This window comes from Mesorhizobium sp. ES1-6 (genome assembly GCF_020164775.1).
In the GTDB taxonomy this organism is placed as follows: domain Bacteria; phylum Pseudomonadota; class Alphaproteobacteria; order Rhizobiales; family Rhizobiaceae; genus Mesorhizobium.
Genome location: NZ_JAIUGU010000001.1, coordinates 257,377 through 281,128, shown reverse-complemented (window position 1 = coordinate 281,128; position 23,752 = coordinate 257,377). Strand labels below are relative to the sequence as shown.

The 23,752-nt window shown below is 61.9% G+C and carries 26 protein-coding genes, 3 tRNA genes and 1 pseudogene; 13 read left to right on the top strand and 17 right to left on the bottom strand.

Annotation, left to right across the window (positions count from 1 at the left end):
• Positions 1–77 precede the first annotated feature (77 nt).
• Positions 78–1,253 carry an elongation factor Tu gene (tuf, locus tag LB564_RS01540; RefSeq protein WP_224534536.1) on the bottom strand — a complete coding sequence of 392 codons (1,176 nt, stop codon included), beginning with the start codon at positions 1,251–1,253 and terminating at the stop codon, positions 78–80.
• Positions 1,254–1,546: 293 nt separating this feature from the next.
• Here tuf and LB564_RS01535 point away from each other — a divergent pair, with 293 nt between their 5' ends.
• On the top strand, positions 1,547–2,434 hold the full coding sequence (locus tag LB564_RS01535) for a DMT family transporter (protein WP_224534535.1): 888 nt from the start codon (positions 1,547–1,549) through the stop codon (positions 2,432–2,434).
• Positions 2,435–2,626: 192 nt separating this feature from the next.
• Here LB564_RS01535 and LB564_RS01530 read toward each other — a convergent pair whose 3' ends face one another.
• A complete protein-coding gene (locus LB564_RS01530; protein ID WP_140710278.1) occupies positions 2,627–2,884 on the bottom strand; it encodes a GlsB/YeaQ/YmgE family stress response membrane protein in 258 nt (85 codons plus the stop codon).
• 130 nt (positions 2,885–3,014) lie between these two features.
• On the opposite strand from LB564_RS01530, the gene LB564_RS01525 reads away from it, so the two are divergent.
• The gene (locus LB564_RS01525) at positions 3,015–3,479 is read left to right on the top strand and encodes a YidB family protein (RefSeq protein ID WP_224534533.1); all 465 of its coding nucleotides are present in this window, start codon (positions 3,015–3,017) and stop codon (positions 3,477–3,479) included.
• 75 nt (positions 3,480–3,554) lie between these two features.
• Here LB564_RS01525 and LB564_RS01520 read toward each other — a convergent pair whose 3' ends face one another.
• The 3 genes from LB564_RS01520 to LB564_RS01510 all read right to left on the bottom strand — a co-directional run bounded on the left by LB564_RS01520 (position 3,555) and on the right by LB564_RS01510 (position 4,459).
• The gene (locus LB564_RS01520) at positions 3,555–4,067 is read right to left on the bottom strand and encodes a hypothetical protein (protein WP_224534532.1); all 513 of its coding nucleotides are present in this window, start codon (positions 4,065–4,067) and stop codon (positions 3,555–3,557) included.
• A 143-nt stretch (positions 4,068–4,210) separates the two neighbouring features.
• Positions 4,211–4,284, bottom strand: a tRNA-Gly gene (locus tag LB564_RS01515).
• Between the two features lie 90 nt (positions 4,285–4,374).
• Positions 4,375–4,459 (bottom strand) — tRNA-Tyr (locus LB564_RS01510).
• A 196-nt stretch (positions 4,460–4,655) separates the two neighbouring features.
• Between LB564_RS01510 and LB564_RS01505 the strand changes: the two genes are divergently transcribed.
• Complete coding sequence (locus LB564_RS01505; RefSeq protein WP_224534531.1) at positions 4,656–5,504, top strand: TrmH family RNA methyltransferase; 849 nt, start codon at positions 4,656–4,658, stop codon at positions 5,502–5,504.
• Positions 5,505–5,623: 119 nt separating this feature from the next.
• On the opposite strand, the gene LB564_RS01500 is transcribed toward LB564_RS01505, so the two are convergent.
• The 3 genes from LB564_RS01500 to gcl form a co-directional block, all read right to left on the bottom strand.
• Positions 5,624–6,541, bottom strand: coding sequence for a 2-hydroxy-3-oxopropionate reductase (locus LB564_RS01500; RefSeq protein WP_224534530.1), 918 nt, complete (start codon positions 6,539–6,541; stop codon positions 5,624–5,626).
• Between the two features lie 144 nt (positions 6,542–6,685).
• Positions 6,686–7,483, bottom strand: a complete 798-nt coding sequence (otnI, locus tag LB564_RS01495; protein WP_224534529.1) for a 2-oxo-tetronate isomerase — start codon at positions 7,481–7,483, stop codon at positions 6,686–6,688.
• Between the two features lie 83 nt (positions 7,484–7,566).
• Entirely contained in the window at positions 7,567–9,348 is a 1,782-nt protein-coding gene (gene gcl / locus LB564_RS01490) for a glyoxylate carboligase (RefSeq protein WP_224534528.1), read from the bottom strand.
• 207 nt (positions 9,349–9,555) lie between these two features.
• On the opposite strand from gcl, the gene bhcR reads away from it, so the two are divergent.
• Positions 9,556–10,371 (top strand): HTH-type transcriptional regulator BhcR, encoded by an 816-nt coding sequence (bhcR, locus tag LB564_RS01485; protein ID WP_224534527.1) that lies wholly within the window; start codon positions 9,556–9,558, stop codon positions 10,369–10,371.
• Here the strand turns inward: bhcR and LB564_RS01480 are convergent, their stop codons facing one another.
• Positions 10,372–10,731, bottom strand: coding sequence for a hypothetical protein (locus LB564_RS01480; RefSeq protein ID WP_224534526.1), 360 nt, complete (start codon positions 10,729–10,731; stop codon positions 10,372–10,374).
• 127 nt (positions 10,732–10,858) lie between these two features.
• Here LB564_RS01480 and LB564_RS01475 point away from each other — a divergent pair, with 127 nt between their 5' ends.
• Positions 10,859–11,293, top strand: a complete 435-nt coding sequence (locus LB564_RS01475; RefSeq protein ID WP_224534525.1) for a hypothetical protein — start codon at positions 10,859–10,861, stop codon at positions 11,291–11,293.
• Positions 11,294–11,383: 90 nt separating this feature from the next.
• Here the strand turns inward: LB564_RS01475 and LB564_RS01470 are convergent, their stop codons facing one another.
• The gene (locus LB564_RS01470; RefSeq protein ID WP_224534523.1) at positions 11,384–11,689 is read right to left on the bottom strand and encodes a BA14K family protein; all 306 of its coding nucleotides are present in this window, start codon (positions 11,687–11,689) and stop codon (positions 11,384–11,386) included.
• 42 nt (positions 11,690–11,731) lie between these two features.
• On the opposite strand from LB564_RS01470, the gene LB564_RS01465 reads away from it, so the two are divergent.
• Positions 11,732–12,226 (top strand): hypothetical protein, encoded by a 495-nt coding sequence (locus LB564_RS01465; RefSeq protein ID WP_224534520.1) that lies wholly within the window; start codon positions 11,732–11,734, stop codon positions 12,224–12,226.
• Positions 12,227–12,391: 165 nt separating this feature from the next.
• On the opposite strand, the gene LB564_RS01460 is transcribed toward LB564_RS01465, so the two are convergent.
• On the bottom strand, positions 12,392–12,559 hold the full coding sequence (locus LB564_RS01460) for a hypothetical protein (protein WP_224534519.1): 168 nt from the start codon (positions 12,557–12,559) through the stop codon (positions 12,392–12,394).
• 154 nt (positions 12,560–12,713) lie between these two features.
• Between LB564_RS01460 and LB564_RS01455 the strand changes: the two genes are divergently transcribed.
• A tRNA-Thr gene (locus LB564_RS01455) sits at positions 12,714–12,789 on the top strand.
• Between the two features lie 182 nt (positions 12,790–12,971).
• On the opposite strand, the pseudogene LB564_RS01450 reads toward LB564_RS01455, so the two are convergent.
• Positions 12,972–13,285, bottom strand: a pseudogene (locus tag LB564_RS01450) (class I SAM-dependent methyltransferase); the annotation flags it as partial.
• Between the two features lie 185 nt (positions 13,286–13,470).
• Positions 13,471–14,364, bottom strand: coding sequence for an NAD(P)/FAD-dependent oxidoreductase (locus LB564_RS01445; protein ID WP_224534517.1), 894 nt, complete (start codon positions 14,362–14,364; stop codon positions 13,471–13,473).
• 130 nt (positions 14,365–14,494) lie between these two features.
• On the opposite strand from LB564_RS01445, the gene LB564_RS01440 reads away from it, so the two are divergent.
• Positions 14,495–15,148, top strand: a complete 654-nt coding sequence (locus tag LB564_RS01440; protein ID WP_140710303.1) for a TetR/AcrR family transcriptional regulator — start codon at positions 14,495–14,497, stop codon at positions 15,146–15,148.
• Between the two features lie 367 nt (positions 15,149–15,515).
• Here the strand turns inward: LB564_RS01440 and LB564_RS01435 are convergent, their stop codons facing one another.
• Both LB564_RS01435 and LB564_RS01430 read right to left on the bottom strand, forming a co-directional pair.
• Positions 15,516–16,091, bottom strand: a complete 576-nt coding sequence (locus LB564_RS01435; protein WP_224534515.1) for a DUF2569 family protein — start codon at positions 16,089–16,091, stop codon at positions 15,516–15,518.
• A 125-nt stretch (positions 16,092–16,216) separates the two neighbouring features.
• Complete coding sequence (locus tag LB564_RS01430; RefSeq protein WP_224534513.1) at positions 16,217–16,831, bottom strand: TetR/AcrR family transcriptional regulator; 615 nt, start codon at positions 16,829–16,831, stop codon at positions 16,217–16,219.
• Between the two features lie 91 nt (positions 16,832–16,922).
• Here LB564_RS01430 and LB564_RS01425 point away from each other — a divergent pair, with 91 nt between their 5' ends.
• Genes LB564_RS01425 through LB564_RS01405 form a run of 5 tightly spaced genes read left to right on the top strand, consistent with a single transcriptional unit; the run spans position 16,923 to position 21,500 of the window.
• Positions 16,923–18,008 (top strand): spermidine/putrescine ABC transporter substrate-binding protein, encoded by a 1,086-nt coding sequence (locus LB564_RS01425; protein ID WP_224534512.1) that lies wholly within the window; start codon positions 16,923–16,925, stop codon positions 18,006–18,008.
• 12 nt (positions 18,009–18,020) lie between these two features.
• On the top strand, positions 18,021–18,890 hold the full coding sequence (locus tag LB564_RS01420; RefSeq protein WP_224534511.1) for an ABC transporter permease: 870 nt from the start codon (positions 18,021–18,023) through the stop codon (positions 18,888–18,890).
• A gap of 2 nt (positions 18,891–18,892) precedes the next feature.
• Positions 18,893–19,675, top strand: a complete 783-nt coding sequence (locus LB564_RS01415; protein WP_224534510.1) for an ABC transporter permease — start codon at positions 18,893–18,895, stop codon at positions 19,673–19,675.
• The gene (locus tag LB564_RS01410) at positions 19,672–20,736 is read left to right on the top strand and encodes an ABC transporter ATP-binding protein (protein ID WP_224534509.1); all 1,065 of its coding nucleotides are present in this window, start codon (positions 19,672–19,674) and stop codon (positions 20,734–20,736) included. The genes LB564_RS01415 and LB564_RS01410 overlap by 4 nt, the downstream gene beginning before the upstream one ends.
• 2 nt (positions 20,737–20,738) lie before the next feature.
• Positions 20,739–21,500 carry an MBL fold metallo-hydrolase gene (locus LB564_RS01405; protein WP_224534508.1) on the top strand — a complete coding sequence of 254 codons (762 nt, stop codon included), beginning with the start codon at positions 20,739–20,741 and terminating at the stop codon, positions 21,498–21,500.
• Positions 21,501–21,508: 8 nt separating this feature from the next.
• On the opposite strand, the gene LB564_RS01400 is transcribed toward LB564_RS01405, so the two are convergent.
• Positions 21,509–22,210: a TetR/AcrR family transcriptional regulator gene (locus LB564_RS01400; RefSeq protein WP_224534507.1), complete on the bottom strand. Its 702-nt coding sequence runs from the start codon at positions 22,208–22,210 to the stop codon at positions 21,509–21,511.
• A gap of 22 nt (positions 22,211–22,232) precedes the next feature.
• Positions 22,233–23,660 (bottom strand): amidase, encoded by a 1,428-nt coding sequence (locus LB564_RS01395; RefSeq protein WP_224534506.1) that lies wholly within the window; start codon positions 23,658–23,660, stop codon positions 22,233–22,235.
• Positions 23,661–23,752: the final 92 nt, after the last annotated feature.

The following is a 23,752-nucleotide window of genomic DNA, read 5'->3' as shown; positions in this document are numbered from 1 at the left end:
GCTGCCAAGCAGCCTGAAACGAAAAAGGCGGCCCGAAGACCGCCCTTTCCTTGTCGAACCCGCAGCGGCCGGATCGATTATTCCTTGATGGTGACGACGATGCCGGCACCGACGGTGCGGCCGCCTTCACGGATGGCGAAGCGCAGCTTCTCTTCCATGGCGATCGGCACGATCAGCTCGACATCGACCGTGATGTTGTCGCCGGGCATCACCATCTCGGTGCCTTCCGGCAGCGACACGATGCCGGTCACGTCGGTCGTGCGGAAGTAGAACTGCGGACGGTAGTTGGTGAAGAACGGCGTGTGACGGCCCCCTTCGTCCTTGGTCAGGATGTAGGCTTCGGCCACGAACTTCTTGTGCGGCTTCACCGTGCCCGGCTTGGCCAGAACCTGGCCGCGCTCGACACCTTCACGATCAACGCCGCGCAGCAGCGCGCCGATGTTGTCGCCAGCCTGGCCCTGATCGAGCAGCTTGCGGAACATTTCCACGCCCGTGCAGGTCGTCTTGGTCGTCGGACGGATGCCGATGATCTCCAGCTCCTCGCCGACCTTGACCACGCCGCGCTCGACGCGGCCGGTCACCACCGTGCCACGGCCCGAGATCGAGAACACGTCCTCGATCGGCATCAGGAACGGCTTGTCCAGCGGACGAACCGGCGTCGGGATGTAGGCGTCGACCTGAGCCATCAGCTCGCGGATCGCGTCCTCGCCGATCGTCTTGTCCGAATCCTCGAGTGCTGCCAGCGCCGAACCCTTGACGATCGGAATGTCGTCGCCGGGGAATTCGTTCTTCGACAGGAGCTCGCGAACCTCGAGCTCGACCAGTTCGAGCAGCTCAGCGTCATCGACCTGGTCGACCTTGTTGAGGAACACCACGATCGACGGCACGCCGACCTGACGGGCAAGCAGGATGTGCTCGCGGGTCTGCGGCATCGGGCCGTCGGCGGCCGACACGACCAGGATCGCGCCGTCCATCTGCGCGGCGCCGGTGATCATGTTCTTCACATAGTCGGCGTGGCCGGGGCAGTCGACGTGGGCGTAGTGGCGGTTGGCGGTCTCGTATTCGACGTGAGCCGTCGAGATCGTGATGCCGCGCGCCTTCTCTTCGGGCGCCGCGTCGATCTGGTCATAGCGCTTGTATTCGCCGAAATACTTGGTGATCGCAGCCGTCAGCGACGTCTTGCCGTGATCGACGTGGCCGATCGTGCCAATGTTCACATGAGGCTTCGTACGCTCGAATTTACCTTTTGCCATAGTCTCTTTCCTTGGACGGCCTGGACCTTCAGTTCAGTCGAATGCGGGGCGATTAGCGAGAAAGGCCAAAAAACACAAGCGTCTTTTGCCCGGGCGCCATCTCACTCGGCCAGAACCCATGATCCGATTGCGGGGGTATGGCGCTGATATAGGGAGCCGCCGTCGAAAATGGAATGGGCGGAAGCCGGCGGAACAATGTGGGGATTTAGCAGGCCCGCGCATCGGTCGCTGTCGGATTTGCCGGCGGTCCATGGCCCATTGCGGCGGCCACCCCGGTCTGATTTCCTGCGCCTATGCATTTCATTCCGACTGCCATTCGCGGCCCGCTGTTCATGATCGTCTCGACCGGGTCGTATCTGGTCAACGATACGATGATGAAGCTCGCGACAGTGGGCTTGCCGTCCTACGAGGTGCTTTTCCTGCGTGGTGCCGCGGCAACGCTGTGGGGCTTTCCGCTGCTGTTCGCGCTCGGCTACGGCAAGCAGATCCCGCTGATCTTCGACAAGCGGGTGCTGCGCAGGAACCTGCTCGAGCTGGCGGCGATCCTCTGTTACGTCGTCGCGCTCGCCAATATGCAGATCGCCGATTCCACCGCGCTCGGCCAGATCACGCCGCTCCTGATGCTGGTCGGGTCCTCGATCCTGTTTGGCGAGCGGATCGGCGGCCAACGCATGGCATTGATCGGATTGGGCTTCCTTGGCGCGCTGATGGTGGCGCAGCCGACCATGCAAGGCATTTCGGTCTACGCCTTGCTGGCGCTCGGCAACGCGACATTCGCCGCCGCGCGCGATCTGGCCGGCCGCCAGATCACCGCCGAAGTGCCGGGAATGATCGTGGCGATCTCGGCCGTCGTCGTCGTGCTCATCGGCGCCGGCGCCGCGCATTTGATGTCCGAACGCTGGGTCATGCCCGAGGCCCGTCACCTGCTGCTGATGGCAGGCGCCGGCTTCTTCCTGATCTTCGGCCACTTCTTCATCTTCATGGCCTATCGCGTCGGGCCGACCGGAGCGGTGGCGCCATTCTACTATTGCTTCACGGTCTGGGCGGTCATTTCAGGCCTGCTGGTGTTCGGGCAATTTCCCAACACGCTTGCCGTCTGCGGCATCCTGCTGGTGGTCGCCAGCGGGCTGACCATCGTTTCCCTGGATCAGCGCAAGCGCCGGCTGACGGTGATCGCTTAGTTGCCGGCGGGGCGCTCGCCAAGGCCGTTGCCGACGCCGTGGGGATCATCTACGCGGCTGGACGAACCAATCAGCCGAGGGAGCTTGCCGCCGCCGACGCGGTGCTGATGCCATAGGCAAGCCGGCGGTCGAGGCGGCCCGAAAGCCGCGCGGGGCCGCCGCCTATCTGACGCAGCCAGTCGCCTCGGGCTGCTAAAGCGTTCGGCGCCCGCTGAACTGGTGATAGGCCCAAAGGACGACCACGGCGCCCACCACGGCGACGATCAGACTATAGATGTTGAGGCCGGTCACGCCCGACGCGCCAAAGGCGCTGAAGATCAGGCCGCCGACAATTGCGCCGACGATGCCGAGCACGATATCCATGATCATGCCCTGGCCGGTCTTGTTGACGATCTTGCTGCCGATGAAACCGGCAATGACGCCCAGAATGATCCAGCTGATGATACCCATTTTTTCCTCTCCTTCCCTCCGCCAAGCGGAGATTTTCATATGAATGTCAAAACCACAAGCCAGCTTGAAATTCCGCCCGATTGCGCCATTGTTGAAGATGGGTTGGGCTTGGCTAGATGGAGGATCCACTATGGGACTTTTTGACAACGCCGTTCCTGGCGGCAACATCACCAAACCGCTGATGATCGCGCTTGGCGCGTTGCTGGTCGGAAAGATGCTGAGCGGCAGAAGCGCCGAACAGCCGGACCAACCCGACGCCGCTGCTCCCCCCGTCCCTGCTCCGACCGAAGCCAATCCAGGCGATGGCGGCCTGCTCGGCGGTTTGGGCGGCCTGCTCGACAAGCTCAAGAATGCCGGCCATGGCAATGTCGCCGACTCCTGGGTCGGCACCGGGCAGAACCAGTCGATCAACGCCAATGATCTCGGCAACGCGATCGGACCGCAGGTCATCCGCGAGATCGCGCAAAGGACAGGGCTCGACGAGCAGGAACTGCTCAAGCAGCTGTCGACGGCCCTGCCGGGCATCGTCGACAAGCTGACGCCGAACGGCCAGGTGCCGCAGCAGCACCAGGTCGCATCCGCGTTCAACAGCTAGGGTGGCATGCACGAATGCCAGAGGCGCTGCGCGCATTGCCGCGCAGCGTTTCGGTTGGCTGAATCCTTCGACCCGCTACGCTTTGAACCCTTCTATGTCCATGTCTTCAATAAGATTCTGCGGATCCGCAAGCAGAGCTTTGATAACTGCCAACCATATACGGTGGGCCACTTCGTACCATCCACGAGTAGCCTCGAAGTCCAACGACTCCAGCCTCGTGTGACCAAATCCGTCTGGCGATAAACCAAAGTGCCGACAACCGTCATAGATATCGATGAACTTGTCGAATTCGTCCGCACTGACGCCCGTCACGCCGTGATGCGCAATGAAGCGCTTCCAGATAACCCTTGGACTAGCAACCTTCCCAGCTAGCGGCGCGGGATCGTTCTGCCCGAGCAACTGAGAAACGCTCAGACCCAAAGTCGCGATGGTGAAAACGCATCGCTCGACTAGGTCTTTAGTAGTTTCCTTGTCTTGCAGATAATCTGCGGCGAGTTCATTCCAATGGCGCCGCGCCTGTCGCAGCGCATACAGCTGGAGGTTGGTACTGGAAGTGCCGTCCGTGTTTATCGAATAGTATGGCCTCATCGCTCGTCCCGCGCCTCGCTGCACGCAAGGTAACCCCAGCTGGAGGTCAAGCCAATGGGAATGTCTCCCGGACCGCGTCTGCCGGAGAATATTGGAGCGGTGACACGGCGCAAAGAGATTTGACAATGATTTCAGAAATTAGCTGGAGCGGGTAGCGGGAATCGAACCCGCATATTCAGCTTGGAAGGCTGCTGCTCTACCACTGAGCTATACCCGCGCCTTGCACTGAAGTACCGGATTCACTGGAAAAGCGCCATGCACTTTTCGTCTCCGATGCTTTCGCGTTTCAGGGCTTCCGGGCCGGCAGTGGTGGAGAGGGTTGGATTCGAACCAACGTAAGCTAAGCTAACGGATTTACAGTCCGTCCCCTTTAACCACTCGGGCACCTCTCCAGTCTGCCGCCGGAGCCATGCAACGAGGCATTCACGCCGATCCGGACCCGAGTTGTCTTCTCCGAAATCAGCGAAGCGCCTTATGGCGGCAAGGCCAGTGGGTGTCAACCGCGCAGGAAGGGTTTTTCGATGTTGTTCGCCGGCTGCGGCGACAGGGCATATCCTTGACGGGAGGAGACGGCTATAGAAGCCGGCCATGAGCAACAATTCCAACACCCCGAAAGACACCCACTACGCCAAGCTGCGCCGCGCGTATCGCGACGAGAAAAGCGGCGGCGCACCGGCCTTCAGGCCGCGCCAACCCGTGCCGCCAGGCGAAAACGCCGGGGATGGCCTGGTGCGTCTCTATGGCCTGCACACTGTGCGCGCCGCGCTCGACAATCCGCGCCGCCGGATCAAAAGAATGCTGGTGACGCGCAATGCGGCCGAACGGCTCGAGATCGCCGATCTCACCGCTTTGCCCTTCAACGCCGACCTGGTCGAACCGAGGGACATCGACAAGATCACCGGGTCGGACGCCGTGCATCAGGGCGTGCTGATCGAGGCCGAGCCGCTGAAGCCCAAGCGCCTCGACGCGCTTGGCGACACCAGGCTGGTGCTGGTGCTCGATCAGGTCACCGATCCGCACAATGTCGGCGCCATTTTGCGTTCTGCGGTGGCCTTCGGCGCCGGCGCACTGATCACCACGGCACGCCACAGCCCGCAGGAATCGGGCGTGCTGGCGAAATCGGCTTCCGGCGCACTGGAGCATATCGACCAGATCGAGGTGAAGAACCTCGCCGACGCGCTCGGACAACTGCACGAGGCCGGCTTCCAGACCATCGGGCTCGATTCGGACGGGCCGGCTGAACTCGAGACCAGCTTTGCCGGCGACCGGATCGCGCTGGTGCTCGGCGCCGAGGGCAAGGGCCTGCGCCAGAAGACGCGCGAGACGGTGACGACGCTGGCGCGCCTCGACATGCCCGGCGCCATCCGCTCGCTGAATGTGTCGAATGCCGCAGCGGTGAGCCTTTATGCGGCACGGGCATTTTTAAAGCGCGGCTGACTGAAAGCGGCAAGTTCCCGCCAGGAAGCAAAAACGGGTTCCGGCGACGTTGCCGGAACCCGTTCACGGGTTAAGACAAAAGTTGACGGCTTGGGAACGTTACGCCGCCCTCTCTCGACCTATGCCGCCTTGCCTTTGATTTCCGTTGCCTCCTTGCCGATCTCGAAATTGGCCATCCGCTCCAGCGCCCTGACCAGCGCTGAGTGATCCTCCTTCGCACCACCATTGGCGGCGCAAGAATTGAACAGTTGCTGCGTCGCCGATGTGTTGGGCAGCGACACGCCGAGCGCCTTCGCACCCTCCAAAGCGAGGTTCAGATCCTTCTGGTGCAGTTCGATGCGGAAGCCTGGCGCGAAGGTGCGCTTGACCATGCGCTCGCCATGCACTTCGAGAATGCGCGAGGCGGCCAGCCCGCCCATCAGCGCCTGCCTGACCTTGGCCGGATCGGCGCCGGCTTTCGCGGCGAAAACAAGGGCTTCGGCGACGGCTTCAATGGTCAGCGCGACGACGATCTGATTGGCGACCTTGGTGGTCTGGCCGACGCCGTTCGGCCCGACCAAATTTATGTTCTTGCCCATCTTCTCGAAGATTGGTTTTGCGCGCTCGAAGGCTTTCTCCTCGCCGCCGACCATGATGGTCAGCGACGCCGCCCTGGCGCCGACCTCGCCGCCCGAGACCGGGGCGTCGAGGTAGTCGCAGCCGAACTCGTTGATCTTCTTTGCGAATTCCTTGGTCTCGATCGGCGAGATCGAGCTCATGTCGATGACCAACTTGCCCTTCGACAGGCCGGAGGCGACGCCGTTGTCGCCGAACAGCACATCGGCCACCTGCGGTGTGTCGGGGACCATGGTGATGATGATGTCGGCGGCCTTGGCCACGGCGGCATGGCCGGTGACGGTCTTCAGGCCGTTGGCGACAAGGTCGGCCGGCGGTTTCGAGCGGTGGTCGCTGGCCACGACCGTGTAGCCGGCTCCAAGCAGATGCCCTGCCATGGGTGCGCCCATGATGCCGAGGCCGATGAAGCCTATGGTTTCCATTATGGTTCTCCTGAAATTCCTGGCTCGAATTTGTCGAAAGGCCGGCTCTGCCCCTCATCCGCCTGCCCATCCTTCGCTGCGGTGCAGCTACGGAGGGTGAACCGGGCACCTTCTCTCCGTATAGTGACGGGGAGAAGGGATGCTCTAAGCCGCCGCGCTGCCCTGCCCGGCCAGTTCCCGAAACCAGCCCAGCCCGGCTTCCGTGCCCGCCTTCGGCTTGTACTCCGCCCCAATCCAGCCGGAATAACCAATCCGGTCGATGTGGTCGTAGAGGAAGGGATAGTTGATCTCGCCCGTCCCCGGCTCGTGACGGCCGGGATTGTCCGCAAGCTGGATATGCGCGATGCGGGGAAGGTTCGCTTCGATGGTACGGGCGAGATCCCCCTCCATGATCTGCATGTGGTAGATGTCGTATTGCAGGTACAGGTTCTTCGAGCCGACGCGATCAATGACCTCAAGCGCCTGGTCTGAATAATTGAGGAAGAAGCCCGGAATATCGCGCGTGTTGATCGGCTCGATCAGCAGCCGGATGCCGGCCTGCTCCAGTTTTTCGGCGGCGAACGCCAGGTTCTCGGCGAAGGTATCCTCAAGCACCTTGGTCGCAACACCCTGCGGCGCGATGCCGGCCAGGCAGTTGACCTGTTGGCAATCCAGCGCCTGCGCGTAGGCGATCGCCTTGGCGATGCCCTGGCGAAATTCGGGCACGCGGTCGGGCAATACGGCGATGCCGCGCTCGCCCTTGGCCCAGTCGCCCGCCGGCAGGTTGAACAGCACCTGCGTCAGGCCGTTCTTCTTCAGGCGGGCGGCGACCACCTCGGGCGCATGATCATAAGGTCCGATATATTCGACACCCTTGAAGCCGGCGCGGGCGGCGGCATCGAAACGGTCGAGGAAATCATGCTCGCCAAAGAGCATCGACAGATTGGCTGAAAAACGCGGCATTCTTTTTTCTCCTATTTTCTGCCCAGAACCAAAGCCGTGTTGAGATTCAGGTCAGGCCGGCCTGACCTGAATATCAGCATGACTTAGTCCAGCATCACGATCGCGGTGGGCGCGTCTTCCTGATGTTCGGCAAGGTCCTCGAATTCGGTGATCTTGTCGATCTCGGTACCCATCGAGATGTTGGTGACGCGTTCGAGGATGAATTCGAGCACGACCGGAACCTGGTGTTCCTTCATCAACCGCTGCGCTTCCTTGAACGCGCCGGCGAACTCTTCCGGCTTGCGTACCCTGACCGCCTTGCAGCCCATGGCTTCGGCGACGGCGACATGGTCGACGCCATAACCCGCCTCGGGATCATTGGCACGGTTGATGTTCTCGAAGGCGAGGCTCACCTCGTAGTCCATCGAAAAACCGCGCTGCGCTTGGCGGATCAGGCCGAGATAGGCGTTGTTCACCACGACGTGGATGTAAGGCAACTTGTGCTGGGCGCCGACCGCCAGTTCCTCGATCATGAACTGGAAATCATAGTCGCCCGACAGCGCCACGATGGTGCGGTCGGAATCTGCGGCGCGCACGCCGAGTGCGGCCGGCAGCGTCCAGCCGAGCGGGCCGGCCTGGCCGCAATTGATCCAGTTGCGCGGCTTGTAGACATGCAGGAACTGCGCGCCTGCGATCTGCGACAGGCCGATGGTGGTGACATAGGTGACGTCGCGGCCAAACGCCTTGTTCATCTCCTCATAGACGCGCTGCGGCTTCAGCGGCACCTGGTCGAAATGGGTCTTGCGCTTCATCGTCTTCTTGCGGCCCTGGCATTCCTTGGCCCAGCCCGACCAGTCGCGCAGTTTTCCAGCCGTCTTCCATTCGGTGGCGACGTCGAGCAGCATCTTCAGCGCCGCACCCGCATCCGAAACGACGCCGAGGTCCGGCGCGAAGACACGGCCTATTTGAGTGGGCTCTATGTCGACATGAATGAATTTTTTCCCCCTGGTGTAAACGTCCACCGAGCCGGTGTGGCGGTTGGCCCAGCGGTTGCCGATGCCGAAGACGAAGTCGGCTTCCAGCATCGTCGCATTGCCGTAGCGGTGCGAGGTCTGCAGGCCGCACATGCCGGCCATCAGCCGGTGGTCGTCGGGGATCGCGCCCCAGCCCATCAGTGTCGGGATGACCGGCACGCCCGTGATTTCTGCGAATTCGATCAGCAGGTCCGACGCGTCGGCATTGATGATGCCGCCGCCGGCGACGATCAGTGGCTTTTCCGCCGTGTTGAGCATCGCCAGCGCCTTTTCGGCTTGGGCGCGCGTCATCGCCGGCTTGAATGGCGCCAGCGGCTCATAGGCGTCGATGTCGAACTCGATCTCGGCCAGCTGGACATCGACCGGCAGGTCGATCAGCACCGGACCTGGCCGCGACGAGCGCATGAGATGGAACGCCTTTTGCAGCGCCATCGGCACCAGATAGGGCTCCATCACCGTCACCGCCCATTTGGCGACGGGCGCGGCGATGGCGGCGATGTCGACGGCCTGGAAATCCTCCTTGTTGAGGCGCGCGCGTGGCGCCTGCCCGGTGATGCACAGGATCGGAATGGAATCGGCCGCGGCCGAATAGAGCCCGGTGATCATATCGGTGCCGGCCGGCCCCGAAGTGCCGATGCAGAGCCCGATATTGCCCGCCTTGGCGCGGGTATAGCCTTCCGCCATATGCGAGGCCCCCTCGACGTGGCGGGCAAGGACATGGCGGATGGTGCCTCTCGCCTGCAGCGCCGAGTACAGCGGATTGATCGCCGCGCCGGGCACCCCGAAGGCGCAGGAGACGCCTTCCTTTTCGAGAACGAGAACAGCAGCATCGACAGCGCGCATCCTGGCCATTTCCAGCCTCCACAAGATGATTGTTGGATGGCTAAGGATGTCACCGCCCCGGCGATTTTTCAATTTTTCCAGAATATTTTTTCATTTCCAGAAAACGGCGATTAATAGCTGATTTTGCTGGGCTTTCCCTTTTCCAGATTTGCACCTGGAAATTTCATGAAAAACTTTTTCATTGCATCTTTGGAAAAACGGTCGAGAATGCTGGCCATGGAAAGCAGCGAAAAACGTCAGCGCGGGCGCCCGCGCGCTTTCAACGGCCCTGCCGAGGCCTCGGTGCAGTCGCTTGACCGCGCCTTGCGCATCCTGGCCATCGTCGCGGAAGGCAGCGGCCTGTCGCTGAGCGAGATATCGGCGCAAAGCGGGCTCGCCGCCTCCACCGCCTACCGCATGCTGACGACGCTTCAAAACCACGGCATGGTCGAATTCGATACGTCGGACCAGCTTTGGTCGATCGGGGTCGAGACCTATCGGATGGGCGCGGCGTTCCTGCGCCGCCGCAAGCTGGTCGACCGCGCCCGCATCGTCATGCAGGAATTGATGGAGAAAACCGGCGAGACCGCCAATCTTGGCGTCGCCGAGGATGACTGCGTGGTCTTCGTCAGCCAGGTCGAGACACATCAGGCAATCCGCGCCTTCTTCCGGCCGGGCACGCGCAGCCCCTTCCATGCTTCCGGCATCGGCAAGGCGGTGCTGGCGCATCTCGAGCCGGAGCGCGTCGGGACGATCCTGCGCAAGGCCGGCCTGCAGCGCTATACGGACAAAACCCTGTCCGACATCTCCGCCCTCGCCCACGATCTGGCTGTCATCAAGCATCGCGGCTGGTCGGTCGACGACGAGGAGCGCCACCCCGGCATGCGATGCGTGGCCGCCGCCATCTTCAACGAATATGGCGAACCGATCGGCGGTGTTTCCGTGTCCGGGCCGACGGTACGGGTCACGCCAGAGCGGCTGGCCGAGATCGGCCCGCTGGTGCGCGACGCAGCGGTCGAGGTGACGAAAATGATCGGCGGGATGGCTGGCTGATCAGGCGGCGCCCGGCAGCGCGCTCCTGGCCGCCACATGAAGGACGTCCAGCAGGATTGCCAGGCCGACGCCGCTGGCGGTGCAGATGAGGCCGGCCATGAATATACGGTTGGCGCGCGCATAGACCGGCCGCCGCAGCGACGCCGTGTCGAGCAGCAACGCCAGCGCCCGCATCTGCAAGGCAATACCGGCCAGGATCGGCAGGACAGCGACCAGGTGATAGGTCTGCCAGGGAATCGGGTTGGCGGCCCAATGGGTGATGAAGCCCAGCGAGAACGCCAGCAGAATGCCGACCGTGGTGACCGTGCCGTTGCGAAACACCGGCTCGATCAGGTCTTCTTTCTCATCCTGCTCGTCCAAGCCAACCTCCCCAGCCAGCAATCGAAGCGATTAGACTAGACGCTCATAGAATCGCTGTACATCTCTGCTTGCTCGGACAAGCGCCGGCGACAGCCAGCGCGGCTGGACAGCACATGAAGGGGCAGGAATGAGAAAGACGGCTCTGCTTTCGCTTACCGCTTCACTTTGCGGGTGCGTGGCGACACCGCCCGCAGCCACATCCGATGCCGGTAACCAGCGCGTCGATCCCATGCCGATCTCGCTCGCTTTGGAAGAGATCATCACGACAGGCGTTCGCCAACATCTTCAGGACCCGGCCACCGCCAGGTTCGGGACGATGCTTGCCGGAGAACGGACCCTTAATGGCCGTGCGGAGATCGTGGTCTGCGGCCATGTCACCACCAAGCCTTACCGCGGCAACGGGAGGGACAAAGCGTTTGCCGCCAAGATTTATCCGGATGCGGGAAGCAGCTTCGAACTCGTCGCGATGGGTGAAGAGCCGCCAGATACGAGGCTCGTTGGCGACACCTGCCGTGCGGCCGGTTTGCCGCCCCTCGACACCGACGCGAAGACGCACCTCTAGAAAGACGGTGTTCAAACAACGAAGAGGGGCTGCCTCGCAACCCCTCTTTCCTGTCGTTGGTCCACTTTCCTGTCGTTGGTCCGCCTCCCCTCAGAGCCGGCAGTAGTGGCTGTAGCCGTCGTGGCCGATATAGGTATCCGAGTCCGGATCGTAGCTGGCGTAACGCTCGAAGCAGCGGCGGACGTGCCAGGAACCGCCATCTTCGTCGACATAGACGGTGCGGGGCGGCTGCTGGGCAAGCAGGCTGCCAAGGACGAAACCACCGACGCCGGCGGCGATGCCGATGCCAAGGTCATGGTGATGCGAATGAGCCGCCGAAGGCTGGACGGTGCCGACCAAAGCGGTGGCGGCGACGGTGGTGGCGATGAGGCCGGAAACGAGTGTGCGCTTGAACATGATGATCTCCTTGCTTCGTTGGAGAGGCGATCCATCCGCCTCTTGATCATGTGTCGCCCCGGCATTGAAAAAGGTTCGATCGGTTTTGATTTTTTTCGAAGAAGCAGGTATCCGCTGCCTGAAAAGGCACGGCGGCCCTCGCCGGCGTTGATTATCGAGACCGCCGCTTCAGCACCTTGCGCCGATCGCGTCATCTTCCGTGGCGGCGACAAGAAGCGCCGTATCAATGCAAAAGGGCGGCCGAAGCCGCCCTTTCCTGCACTGGTTCTTCATCACGCCGCCGGGCTGCGCTCAGTAGATGATGATGTGGTGGCGATGATGACGGTGATGGTGATGATGATGGCCATAGACCCACCAGTAATCCGGGTAGTCCGGGTAATCCTGGTAGTAGAGGTAGTCGTTGTAATGATGATGGCGATGCATGCCATGAGCCGACGAAGACTGAACGGTGCCGGCGAGCGCACCGGTCGCGACGACGATGGCGACGAGGCTGGAAACGAAAATGCGCTTGAACATAACGATCTCCTGTATCTCTGATCGAGGCGACCATTCGCCTCTGAGGATCAGTCGGCGTGGGGCAGCGAAAGGTTCGACAGGATCAGGAGATTTTTCGGAGTGAGTAGTGAGTAGGCACTAGGCGCATCCGAACAATGCACGGCCTATTCCCCTACTGGCTGCTTCCTACTGACTACTCGCTATTTCTCAGCCCATGCCCGTGACGTGCCGCAGCCAGAAGGCGAGCGCGATGAAGCCGATGATGGTGGTGACGCCCGTCCAGTCGACATTCGCGTTCTTGACGTCCCTGACGATCTTTACCAGCAGCATCCATGCGACGATGACGAGCGGCAGAATGATGACAAACCTGATCATGCGACACTCCAGTCCGAAGCGATTGCACCCTTGTCGTCATGTAGGAAGCACGTTTGCGGATTTCAGCATGCTGGCCATACGCCATCCACCACGACCGATGCCGAAATGGAGTTTTGTCTTTACTGGCGCACCAAATATGCTACCGGAGCGCCATGCCCTTGTAGCTCAGCTGGTAGAGCAGCGGTTTTGTAAACCGAAGGTCGGCGGTTCGATTCCGTCCGGGGGCACCAGTTCTCAAGACATACCCATTCTTTTATCTACATAATTTTGCGCACCCCAAAATGCGGCCATGTGTCTATGGCTTGCCTATCGGTCATTTGTGTAAGGATTTGTGAAAGCGGTAGACGGCGTCTTGATGGGTTTTCACACGAATCTGACCCCTCTATGAGGTTCCCATGGCGTGCCCGTTGGTCCGCCCGGTCGGCTGGAGCGCGCGGCACATATGAGTGAAGGCGCCCGTCGGATCGTCGAAGAACATCACCCCGAAACGCGAGAACAGGATGTCGAAAGCGCCCTCAGGCAACTCGGCGCTGCTGGCGTCGGCCACTCGGAACAGGGCCGGCGTATCCCATGGCGCAAGCGCGCGAGCCCGACCGATCAGCGGTTCGGAATATCCACGCCCAGCACTTGGCCACGCCGGCCAACGAGGGCGGCCAGTGCCAAACTCGATGCGCCCGCGCCGCAGCCGAGGTCCAGCACGCGCTCGCTTGTCGCAGGCGCGGCGGCTGGTTCCGAACACTCGAAAGCCCTCATTCCGCAAGGCTTTGGCGGTAGCGGGACCGATGCGGAGGATGTGCCCGTCACCAGGGCGACGCCAGGACTGATCGTATCCATGAGGGTCACTTCCTTCTTGCCTTAGATTTGCGCGCCGCCGCTGGGGATGGCCGATTGGGACCGGAGAAACTGTGCTCTCAAACCAGCATCGACTGCTGGGCGAAGATGCCCGCCATCGCGCCTTGCCAGGATGCCGTTGTGACTGAGGGGAGGAGGGGGTTGGTGAGGTCCCCCGCGGCGTAGATGCCGGGCATGCTGGTTTCGCGACGCTCGTCGACCTTGAGGACGATGCCGAGGGGAGTATCGAGCGTGGCGAGGCCCAGTGATTCATGCAAGTTTGCGGACGGCTTGTTGCGCGGATGCGCGAACAGGATGTCGACAGCGACATCGGGGCCGACATTGAGCTTGAGGGTGGCATCATGGCCCCCATGACGGGCGATTTCAGTGATCCGGCCATCGACGACAGGTATGTTGCGACGCGCCAGATCGGCCCGGATATCGGGAGGAATGTCGTGACCATCGGCGAATACCGTCAACCTGTCGGTCCAATCGTGGAACAGCCTGACCTGATTTTGCGACTGCGGGCCGGACCAGACGAGACCCCAATGCTGGCCGGCGACTTCAAAGCCGTCGCAATAGGGACAGGGTACGATGGACGTGCCCCAGCTTTCGGCAAATCCCGGCACATCGGGCATCTGGTCCGTAATGCCATAGCTCAGGATCAGCCGACGCGCCCCAAGGCTTTCGCCATCGCCCATTAGGACGGAGAAATCGTCGATGCCGCCGGAGACTTTGTCGGCCCGAGCGTTGACCAGACTGATCGCAGGATAACGCGCCAACTGCCGGCGCGCCTCGGCCAGGATGTCCAGCGGCGGCTTGTGATCGTGACCAAGCATACCATGCGAGTGGCCGGCAAAGCGGTTGCGCGGCAGGCCAGTGTCGAGAACGGTGACCTTGCGGCGGGCACGGCCGAGTTGCAGGGCGGCGGCGAGACCGGCAAAGCTACCGCCGATAATGATGACGTCATCCATGGTGACGGGCTCCGTGTTGTTGATGAAGGGGCTCGACTGGATCCTGTTGAAGCTTATCCATTGGCTTCACATTTTAGGAACTGCGTGGTATCGTAATTCAATAATTAGGATACTGTCAAGGACTTGAATTATGGCAACCGAGAAAAACACCCAGCCCCGGCGCGGCCGGCCCGTCAACGAGGCGCTTGGACAAACGATCGTCGATACGGCGGGCGAACTTTTTGCGGAACTGGGTTTTCAAGCGACGACATTGGACAAGGTCGCCAAGCGAGCGAAGATATCGAAGCTCAGCATTTACAGGCACTTCGAGAACAAAGAGGCGCTGTTTGGCGCGGCCTTTGCGGCCCGCTGTCAGCAGTTGATTCCACAGGTGCTTTTTCAAGGCGTCGATGGCTCGACCGAAGATCAGCTGATGGCGGTGGGATCATTGCTGCTTCGCACGCTGCTGCGGCTAGACGTCCGCAACGTCGAAGCCATGGTCATGGCCGACATGACGAGTCAAAAGTCGTTGAGCAAGCTCCATTACGAAGCCGGCCTCGCCCATATCATCGCCCAAATCGAGGCCCTGTTGCGTCAGTTGCACGCGAAGGCGGTTCTGAACGTGCCCGACCCTCTCCGGTCCGCCCGCTTGTTTGCCGCGCTTTTCAAAGGATCCGATCTTCTGATTATCGCGCGCTTCGATGAGGCGAGAGCAGAGAACGACAACGAAATCGAATCCTACTGCCGGTCGGCCGTCGCCATGTTTATCGCCGCGCACGGTGGCAGCGACCACGCGGGCGGATAGCAGGGACGAAGCCGCGAAGTACTTGCTTGATATTTTGGATGCTTGCACTGACATCAATGACTATCGGTGTCGGCTTTGGGGCGATGTTGTGAGCGGGGTGTGTGGCTTCAATTGGATCGCCCTGCGCTGCCCACCAGTCAATCTCCGCCAGCGGTCCCGTCTCCGAATTACGGTGACAGTGCACTTTTGCTGAGGGTTTGATCGGATTCACGTTTGAAGGCCACAACCGACCTGCAGTCTTTTTAAACCGAAGGTCGGCGGTTCGATTCCGTCCGGGGGCACCATCCTTCGTTCTTCGAGCTTCGGATGGCGGGCCACCCCAAGCTCGTGGATTATCTTCCTAAATGCCGGCGTTACGGACCAGCCCTTATTGAACGGCCGGCGCAACCTGCGCAGCGGCCGCGCCCCTGTCGAACGTATTTCTCACCCTGATCGACTTGAAGACATAAGCGACCCAGAGACCGGTCACCACGACCGAGATTATGGGGGCGACCAGCCCGTCGCCGCCTGCAAGCACTTGGCTCAGTGGGACATCCAGCGCTGATGAGATCAAAATCGTGTCCAGGATAAACACGGCCGGGATCGCAAGCCACTGCAACAGAAACAAGCGGGGAAAGTGTCGGCTTCGCCGCAGCATGAAAACGAGCACGGACAGTTGGATCGCCAGAAACGCCAGATTGAGGGCAACCTCGCCATACACCGCCAGAGGCCCATTTGGCAGCGGCATCAGTTGCTGGTAACCCTCGATCGAATTGGCCAAATCGGCAACCGTACGCAGCGGTGACAATGTCTGACCGATAGCCAGCAGCATCAGCCATCCGCCGAAGCCCACGAGAGCCTCGGGATTCTGTGGCGGCTTCGCGGCCGATCGAACCGCAAAGAAAACAGGCACGCCGATCAACAACAGCACGATCACCCAATGCCAGATCGAAAACGCTCCCATCTATCCCCCCTCTGTTATACCGCTTTAGGTTGTATCAGATTTCAAACTCAACTCAAGGGCTGAGCGTTGCGTAAGACGATGTGTGAGGCCAAAGCAACGACTTCTCCTGCCTGCTCCTGACTCCCTCACACCCCGATCGCCGCCACCAATATCCGGTTCTGCCTCCGTATCGCTGCCCTCAATTCCGGTATCCTCGCCTCATCGCGCTTCACGAATTCAACGAACATCATATTCATGTTGTTGAAGATCAGTTCGCCCAGCGCTGCCCCGTCAATGTCCTGCCGCACGAGACCGATCTCCTGCAGCCGGGCAACCAGTGCGCTGATCTGCTCGGTGAGTTCGCGGTCGAGGCCGGTATAAGCCTGGCCGAACGGGCTGTCGGGCAGTTGCGTTGAGATCGCCATCGCCTGCCGCCACATCTCCTTGCTGAGATAGTGCAGCGAGTGCTCGATGTAGATGCCGATCAGCGTGTCCAGCGCATCGCCGACATTGGCCGGCGGCCTGGCGACGACGCCGCGCCCGGCATTAAGCACTTCGTTGACTTCCAGCGAGACGATGGCACCGAGGATGTCGCCCTTGTTCTCATAGTAATTGTAGATCGTGCCGATCGAGACTTCGGCTTGCGCGGCGATCGCCTCGATCTTGGCGCCCTCATAGCCGGCCTCGCGGAAAAGTGCTGCCGCCGCCTCGATGATGCGCCTGTGCCGGTCCGCCTTTTGCCTTGCCCGCAATCCGCTCATAGCAGCCTCTTGCCATAAAAACAGAATTGACTCAATTTTAGAATTGGTTCAATTTTTTACAAGAAGCCACAAAGGCAAGGGAGAACACTCGATGTCCATCAAATCCGGGAATCCGCTTTCCGTCCTGAAGCGCAATCTGCACGCGGCGTGCGCCGCCACGGCCCTGATGCTTGGGGCAGGCAGCCTCGCCGAGGCCGCCGACCTCAACGCGCTGATCTGGTGCGACCATTCCGATCCGACCCTGCTGCAGCCTTTCGAGGCGGCCAACAACGTCAAGGTCAACGTCAAGGAATTCGAAGGCACGGGCGCCGGCCTCGCCATCGTCGAGCAGTCGCAACCCGGCGACTGGGACGTGATGGTGATCGACAGCATCGACGTGCCGCGCGGCGTCGAAAAGGGCCTGTTCGAGCCGCTGCCGGAAGACAAGCTGCCCCTGGCCGACCTCTTCCCGCAGGTGAAGATGGACGGATCGACCATTGTCGGTGGCAAGCGCTACGGCATCACCGAAAAATTCGGCTACAACACGATCGGCTTCAACAAGACCAAGGTCGATCCGGCCGACATGCAGTCCCTGGCGTCGCTGACTTCGGACAAATACAAGGGCAAGGTCGCCATCTACGACTACTATCTCCCCGTGATCGGCATGGCGGCGCTCGCCATCGGCAAGAAGACGGCAGACCTTAACGAAGCCGACCTGCCGGCGCTCAAGGAAGAGCTGCTCAAGATGAAGGCCAACGCCAAGCTGGTCGGCGAAGTCACCGCCAGCCAGACGGCGCTCGCCACGGGCGAGGTCGACATATTGGTCGGCGGCGGCGAATGGGTGACGGCAGGCCTTGCCAAGGAAAACCCGGCGCTGGATTTCTCAATCCCGAAGGAGGGCGCGGTGCTGTGGTCGCAGTCGCTCGCCATGTTCAAGGATTCCAAGAACAAGGACATGGCGCTGAAGTTCATCCAGTACATTATGAGCCCGGAAGGCCAGGCGCGGCTCGCCACCTCGTCCTGCTACTGGGGCATGCCGTCCAACACCAAGGCCGCGTTGAGCGACGACCAGAAGAAGGTGCTGCGCTTCGACGAGCAGCCCGGCTTCCTCGCCCGTGCGCAATCCTACCCGGCGCCGAATGCCGACCTCGACAAGAAGATGCAGGATATGTGGACCGAAATGCTGCAGGCCAAGTGAGCTGATACGCTCATGAGCACAGCAGGAAACCGGACGGGCCGCGCCCTGCCCCGGGCGAGCGATGCCCTGCCCTGGGCGCTGGTCACGCCGGCGCTCGGCTGGACGCTTCTTTTCTTCGTGCTGCCCTTTGTCGCCATGGGGCTTTCGAGCTTCACCGCGCATGAGGGCGGCGAGGCCACCCTGTCCAATTACAGCCAGTTCTTCGCAAACCCCGCTTATTGGCAAGCGATGGTGAATTCGCTGCAGGTCACCGCAATCGTCACCGTGGTTTCCGTGCTGCTCGCCTATCCCTTCGCCTGGGTCCTGGCCGAACAGGTTCCTGAACGCTGGCAACGGTTGGCGCTGATGCTGGCCGTGCTGCCGTTCTGGACGTCCTACGTCGTGCGCTCCTATTCGTGGCTGCTGGTGCTGGCGCAGAACGGCGTCATCAACCGGGCGCTGACCGGCTCAGGCCTGATCAGCGAGCCGCTGCAGCTCGCCAACACGCGCCTGGCCACCGTCACTGGCTTCGTGCATTTCTTCGTCATGCTGTTGACGCTGACCATCTTCGCCAATCTGAAGCAGTTGAGCCCAAGCTATCGCAAGGCGGCAGCCGATCTCGGCGCCGGACCGGTGCGCACCTTCCTGCATGTCATCCTGCCGCTCACCTTGCCCGGCATCATGGTCGGCGCGTTCCTGACCTTCGTGCTGTGCATCGGCGACTACATCACGCCGCAGATCCTCGGCGGCAACAACGAGCTGCTGATGCCGCAGCTGGTGATGATGCAGATCGGCCGGCGCGGCGATTTTCCGCTGGCCTCGGCGCTGTCGATCATCCTGATGGCGGTGGTGACTGTCGCCTACCTCGCCTGCGCCCGCTGGCTGAAGATCGAGCGGACCTGACCATGCGCAGGATTGTCTCCGTCGCTTCCTGGATTTACGCGCTTGCCGTCTATGGCTTCATCTTCCTTCCGGTCGTCGTGCTGGTGCTGTTCTCGCTGCAGTCGACCTCCTTCCCGATTCCGCCGTTCACCGGCCCGTCGCTGCGCTGGTACCAGGCGGTTCTTTCAGACACGCGGCTCACCTCGGCGCTGGTCAATTCGCTGCTGGTCGCGGTGCTTTCCTCGGCCACCGCCGTCACGCTCGGCTTCCTTTCGGCCTGGGGTTTCGCGCGTTTCGTGCTGCCGGGCTCGGGTCTGCTGCGCGGGCTGATCACACTGCCGTTGACGGTGAGCTACCTCATCATCGGCATGGGGCTTTTGGTGCTGTTCAACTGGGCCGGCGTGCCGAAGTCGCTGCTTGCCGCCGGGATCGGCCATGTCGTGATCAACCTGCCGCTGTGCTTTGCCATCATCTACAGCCAGATGGGCGACCACCAGATCAACATCGAGCGCGCCGCGCGCGATCTCGGCGCGCCGGAGTGGAAGGTGCTGCTGTTGATCACCGTTCCGGTCATGGCGCCGGCCATTTTCGCCGGCTTCTTCCTGTCGATGACCTTCTCCTGGGACGAGTTCGTGATCTCCTTCCTGCTGACCCGCTTCGACACCACGCTGCCGGTGGAAATCTGGAACCTGCTGCGCTCCGGTCTCAACCCCAAAACCAACGCCGTCGGTTCGCTGGTCTTTGCCGTCTCGATCGTGCTGGTCGTGCTGTTTGAACTGACATTGTTGCGGAGAAGGCCGGCATGAGCGCACCCCTGGTCGATATCCGCGACGTCTCGCACCGCTTCGGCCAGCATCCCGTGCTGAAGAACGTCTCGCTGACGATAGAGGCCGGCAGCTATACGATCCTGCTCGGACCATCCGGTTCCGGCAAGACGACGCTGCTCTCCATCCTGGGCGGCTTCGTCATCCCGAGCGAAGGCAAGGTGTTTATCCGTGGCGAGGACTGCACCTCGGTGCCGCCAGCCAAGCGTCCGACGACGACGGTGTTCCAGGACTACGCGCTGTTTCCGCATATGAGCGTCGGCGGCAATGTCGGCTTTGGGTTGCGCATGCAAAGTGTCGACGGCGCGACGCGCGCGGCCCGCGCCCGCGAGACGCTGGTGCTGGTTGGGCTCGACTCCGCCTTCGACAAGAAGCCGCACCAGCTCTCCGGCGGCCAGCGCCAGCGGGTCGCGCTGGCACGCGCGCTGGTGATCGAGCCGGCGGTGCTTCTGCTCGACGAGCCGCTCGGGGCGCTCGACCTGAAACTGCGACGGCAGATGCAGGACGAACTGAAGGCAATCCAGAAGCGGGTCGGCACCGCCTTCATCCATGTCACCCACGACCAGGAAGAAGCGATGGCGTTGGCCGACCATTGCGTGGTGATAAATGACGGCCGCATCGAGGACGAAGGGCCGCCCGAGCGCGTCTATGCGAGGCCGGCGACGCGCTTTTCCGCGACCTTCATGGGCGAGAGCACGATCCTTGCCGGGACTGTCATGGAAACCGGGGACAAGACGTGCACCGTCGCCACACCAGTCGGACCGGTTTCCTTGTCCAGTGCCTTGCCATTGGGGTCGGCTGCCGCACTGGCCATTCGGCCCGAGCACCTTATGCTTGGCGCGGCGCCGGGCGGAACGAAGCTCGGCAAGGCTGACGTGAGCGACGTCGTCTTCCAGGGCAGTTTCAAGCGCGTCCTTGCGACTTCCGTCGAAGAGCCGTCCCTGCGGTTCATCGCCAAGCTGCCGGCGACCGCCATCGTCCAGGCGGGCGACAGGGTCGCGATTTCGTGTGATACCGACCAGATCATCCTGCTGACGGATTGAATATGAGCACGCTTGCGGTCATCGACGCACCGGACTGGTACGAAACAATCCGCATGGCCGACGGCATCACGCTGATCCACGAGCCATGGATAAAACCGTTCTTCCGCTGCAACATGTGGCATGTGCGCGGACGCGACCGCGATCTGCTGTTCGACAGTGGTCTCGGTCATTTCAGCCTGCGCGGCCATGTGCCGCTGGTGAGCGAGCGCAAGCTGACCTGCGTCGCCAGCCACACGCATTTCGACCATATCGGCTGCCACCATGAATTCCCCGATCGCTGCGTGCATGCGGCCGAAGCGGCAATCCTGGCCGATCCACGCAACGAATGGACCGCTGCCGGCAGTTATGCGACCGAAGAGATGTTCGATCGCCAGCCGCGGGGCTGGGACACGGCGCACTACCGCATCCAGCCCGCGCCGGCCGACCGGCTGCTCGCGCATGGCGATGTCATCGATCTCGGCGACCGCGCCTTCGAAGTCGTCCACACACCAGGCCATTCGCCGGGCGGCATTGCGCTTTACGAGAAGAAGACCGGCATCCTGCTGTCCGGCGATATCATCTATGACGGTCCGCTGATCGACGATGTCTACCACTCGGATATTTCGGACTATATGGCGACGCTGCTCGCCATGCGCGATCTCGACGTCTCGGTCGTCCATGGCGGCCATTTTCCGAGCTTCGGCAAAGTGCGCTACGGCCAGCTGATCGACGAATATCTCGAACAGAAACGTCAGGCCGGCTGCCATTTGCGGCAGCGTCCCTGAGGGCCGGGTTACGGCATCAAATCGAAATGCCGTGGAAAGGCCTGGTGCAGCAGGAGCAGCATGGTCTTGCGCACCACATCGGTGCCACGGCCGGACGGATTGAGATGATCCCAGTACCATGCGCCGTGAACGAGGTAGTTCAGGCTCTCCGACAGCGTGTCAATGTCCACGTCGCCATAGCCGCCGCCGCGCGCGATCTCGACCAGCAATTCGCGCGCTTCGGCGGTGTAGGCGAGATCGCTTGGCAGGCCGATTTCATTGTAGATCTGCATGCTCTTGCGGTCGCTGGAGAAGGCGACGAAGACCGACACCCATTTCGGATGCTCCCTGGCGAAGCGCTGCGCACAGCCGACCGCGCCCAACAGCCTCTCCACCGCTGACTGCCCGGGCACCCGCACCAGCGTCACCCACAGCTCATCGTACTGATCGCTAAGATATTGCAGGACGGCCCGGAACAAATTCTCCTTGCTGCGAAAATGGAAAACCACCAGCGCATTCGACGAGCCGACATGCTCGGCGATGCGCTGCATGGTGACGCTCGCCAGTCCTTCCTCCGCGATGAGTTCGATGGTGGCGTCGATGATGCGTTGGACGCTGGCTTCGCCACGCTCGCGCCGGCGGTCCTTGGGCGCGGCGTCATTGGCCGAAGCCCTGCCCTTGGCCGTCCCAGCCCGGCCTTTTGCCGCTGCCTTGCGTTGCACCATCTTCATCGACTTTCCCTTGCATCACCTGTCAAAGCGATGGGCGCGTTCCGGCGCTTGTGTACCATTGCCCCTGCGCCGTTTCATAGGCCATCGCCGTGCGGAAGACGTCGGCGTCGCAATAGGTTCGGCCGACGATCTGGAAGCCCGTCGGGACGCCGCTTGCCGCCCGCCCTGAAGGCATGGACAGCACCGGGCAGCGGCTCATCATGTTGAACGGCGTCGTCATCACCCAGCCCAGCGAGGGGTTCACCTCTTTGCCATTGATCTCGACGGTTCCCGTGGTCTGATCGAATTCCGCCGGCACCGCGGGAAGCGCGTTGGTCGGGCAGATCAGCACATCGTAGGTTTCCAGCAGCGGACCCAGGGTCTGATACATCCGGGCCGCAACATCGAGCGTCGCGACGAAGTCGGTGGCCTTGGACTTTTGCCCGTCCTCGGCGAACCGCCTGGCATAGCTGGTCATCTCGCTGCCGTGCTCGGCAAGCAGTTGCGACAGCGACGCGCCGAAAAGATGCTCCAGATAGGCCATTCCAGCCTTGAGCACCTTGTCGTCCCAGCCGAGATCGACTTCCTCGACCGTCGCCCCAAGCGAGCGGAACACTTCGCAGGCAGCGAGCGTGTTCTTGCGCACATCAGGGTCGACTTCGAAGGAACCCAAATCCATCGAGAAGGCAATCTTCCAGCCCTTGATAGGCTTGTAATCGAGCGGCAGCCGCAGCTTCGGACGGAGCGTGGCGATGTCGAGCGGGCTCGGCCCCGCCATGACATTCTGCAGCAGAATCGCATCCCGGACGTTCCGCGCCAGCGGCCCGGTGTGGCAATAGAAATCGAGGTTGAAGGGCGGCTCGTCCGGATTGCGGCCGTAGGGCGGTTTGAAGCCGACAAGGCCGCAGGCAGAGGCCGGAATGCGGATCGATCCGGCAATGTCGGATCCGGTGGCGATCGACGACGTGCCCGAAGCCAGCGTTGCCGCCGAACCGCCCGAGGATCCCCCAGGCGTGAAATCCTGATTCCATGGGTTACGGGTGACGCCCCAACGTTTCGACCAGGTGTAACCGGCGCAGCTGAACTCGGGCGTCGCCGTGCGGGCATGGACGATGCCGCCGGACTTGATGATGCGCTCGTTCATCGTCGAGGTGTGGCCGCCCATGGCATCCCTGGACAGCAGCGAGCCATGCGACGTCGGCTTGCCCTTGATGTAGCTCTCGTCCTTGATGCCGATCGGCAGGCCCTCGAGCGTGCCGGTCCTGGCGCCCTTGGCGTATTTCGCCTCCGCCTTGGCGGCCAGCTTGAGCGCCTCTTCGAAATGCGTGAAGGTGAAGCAATTGATCGCCGATTTGGTGGCCTCGGCGCGGCGGATGGTGGCCTGCATCAGTTCGACGGGCGAGAGTTTCCTGGCCTTGAACAGCCGCAGCGCCTCGCTGGCGGGCATGTAGCAAAGGTCGAGATCGGACATCGAAAATCTCCCGCGATCAGGTGATCGCACTTGGGCATGAAGGTGTGACCGGACCGCGCATCGCGGCCCGGCGGCTCTTTGTTGGGTTCGGC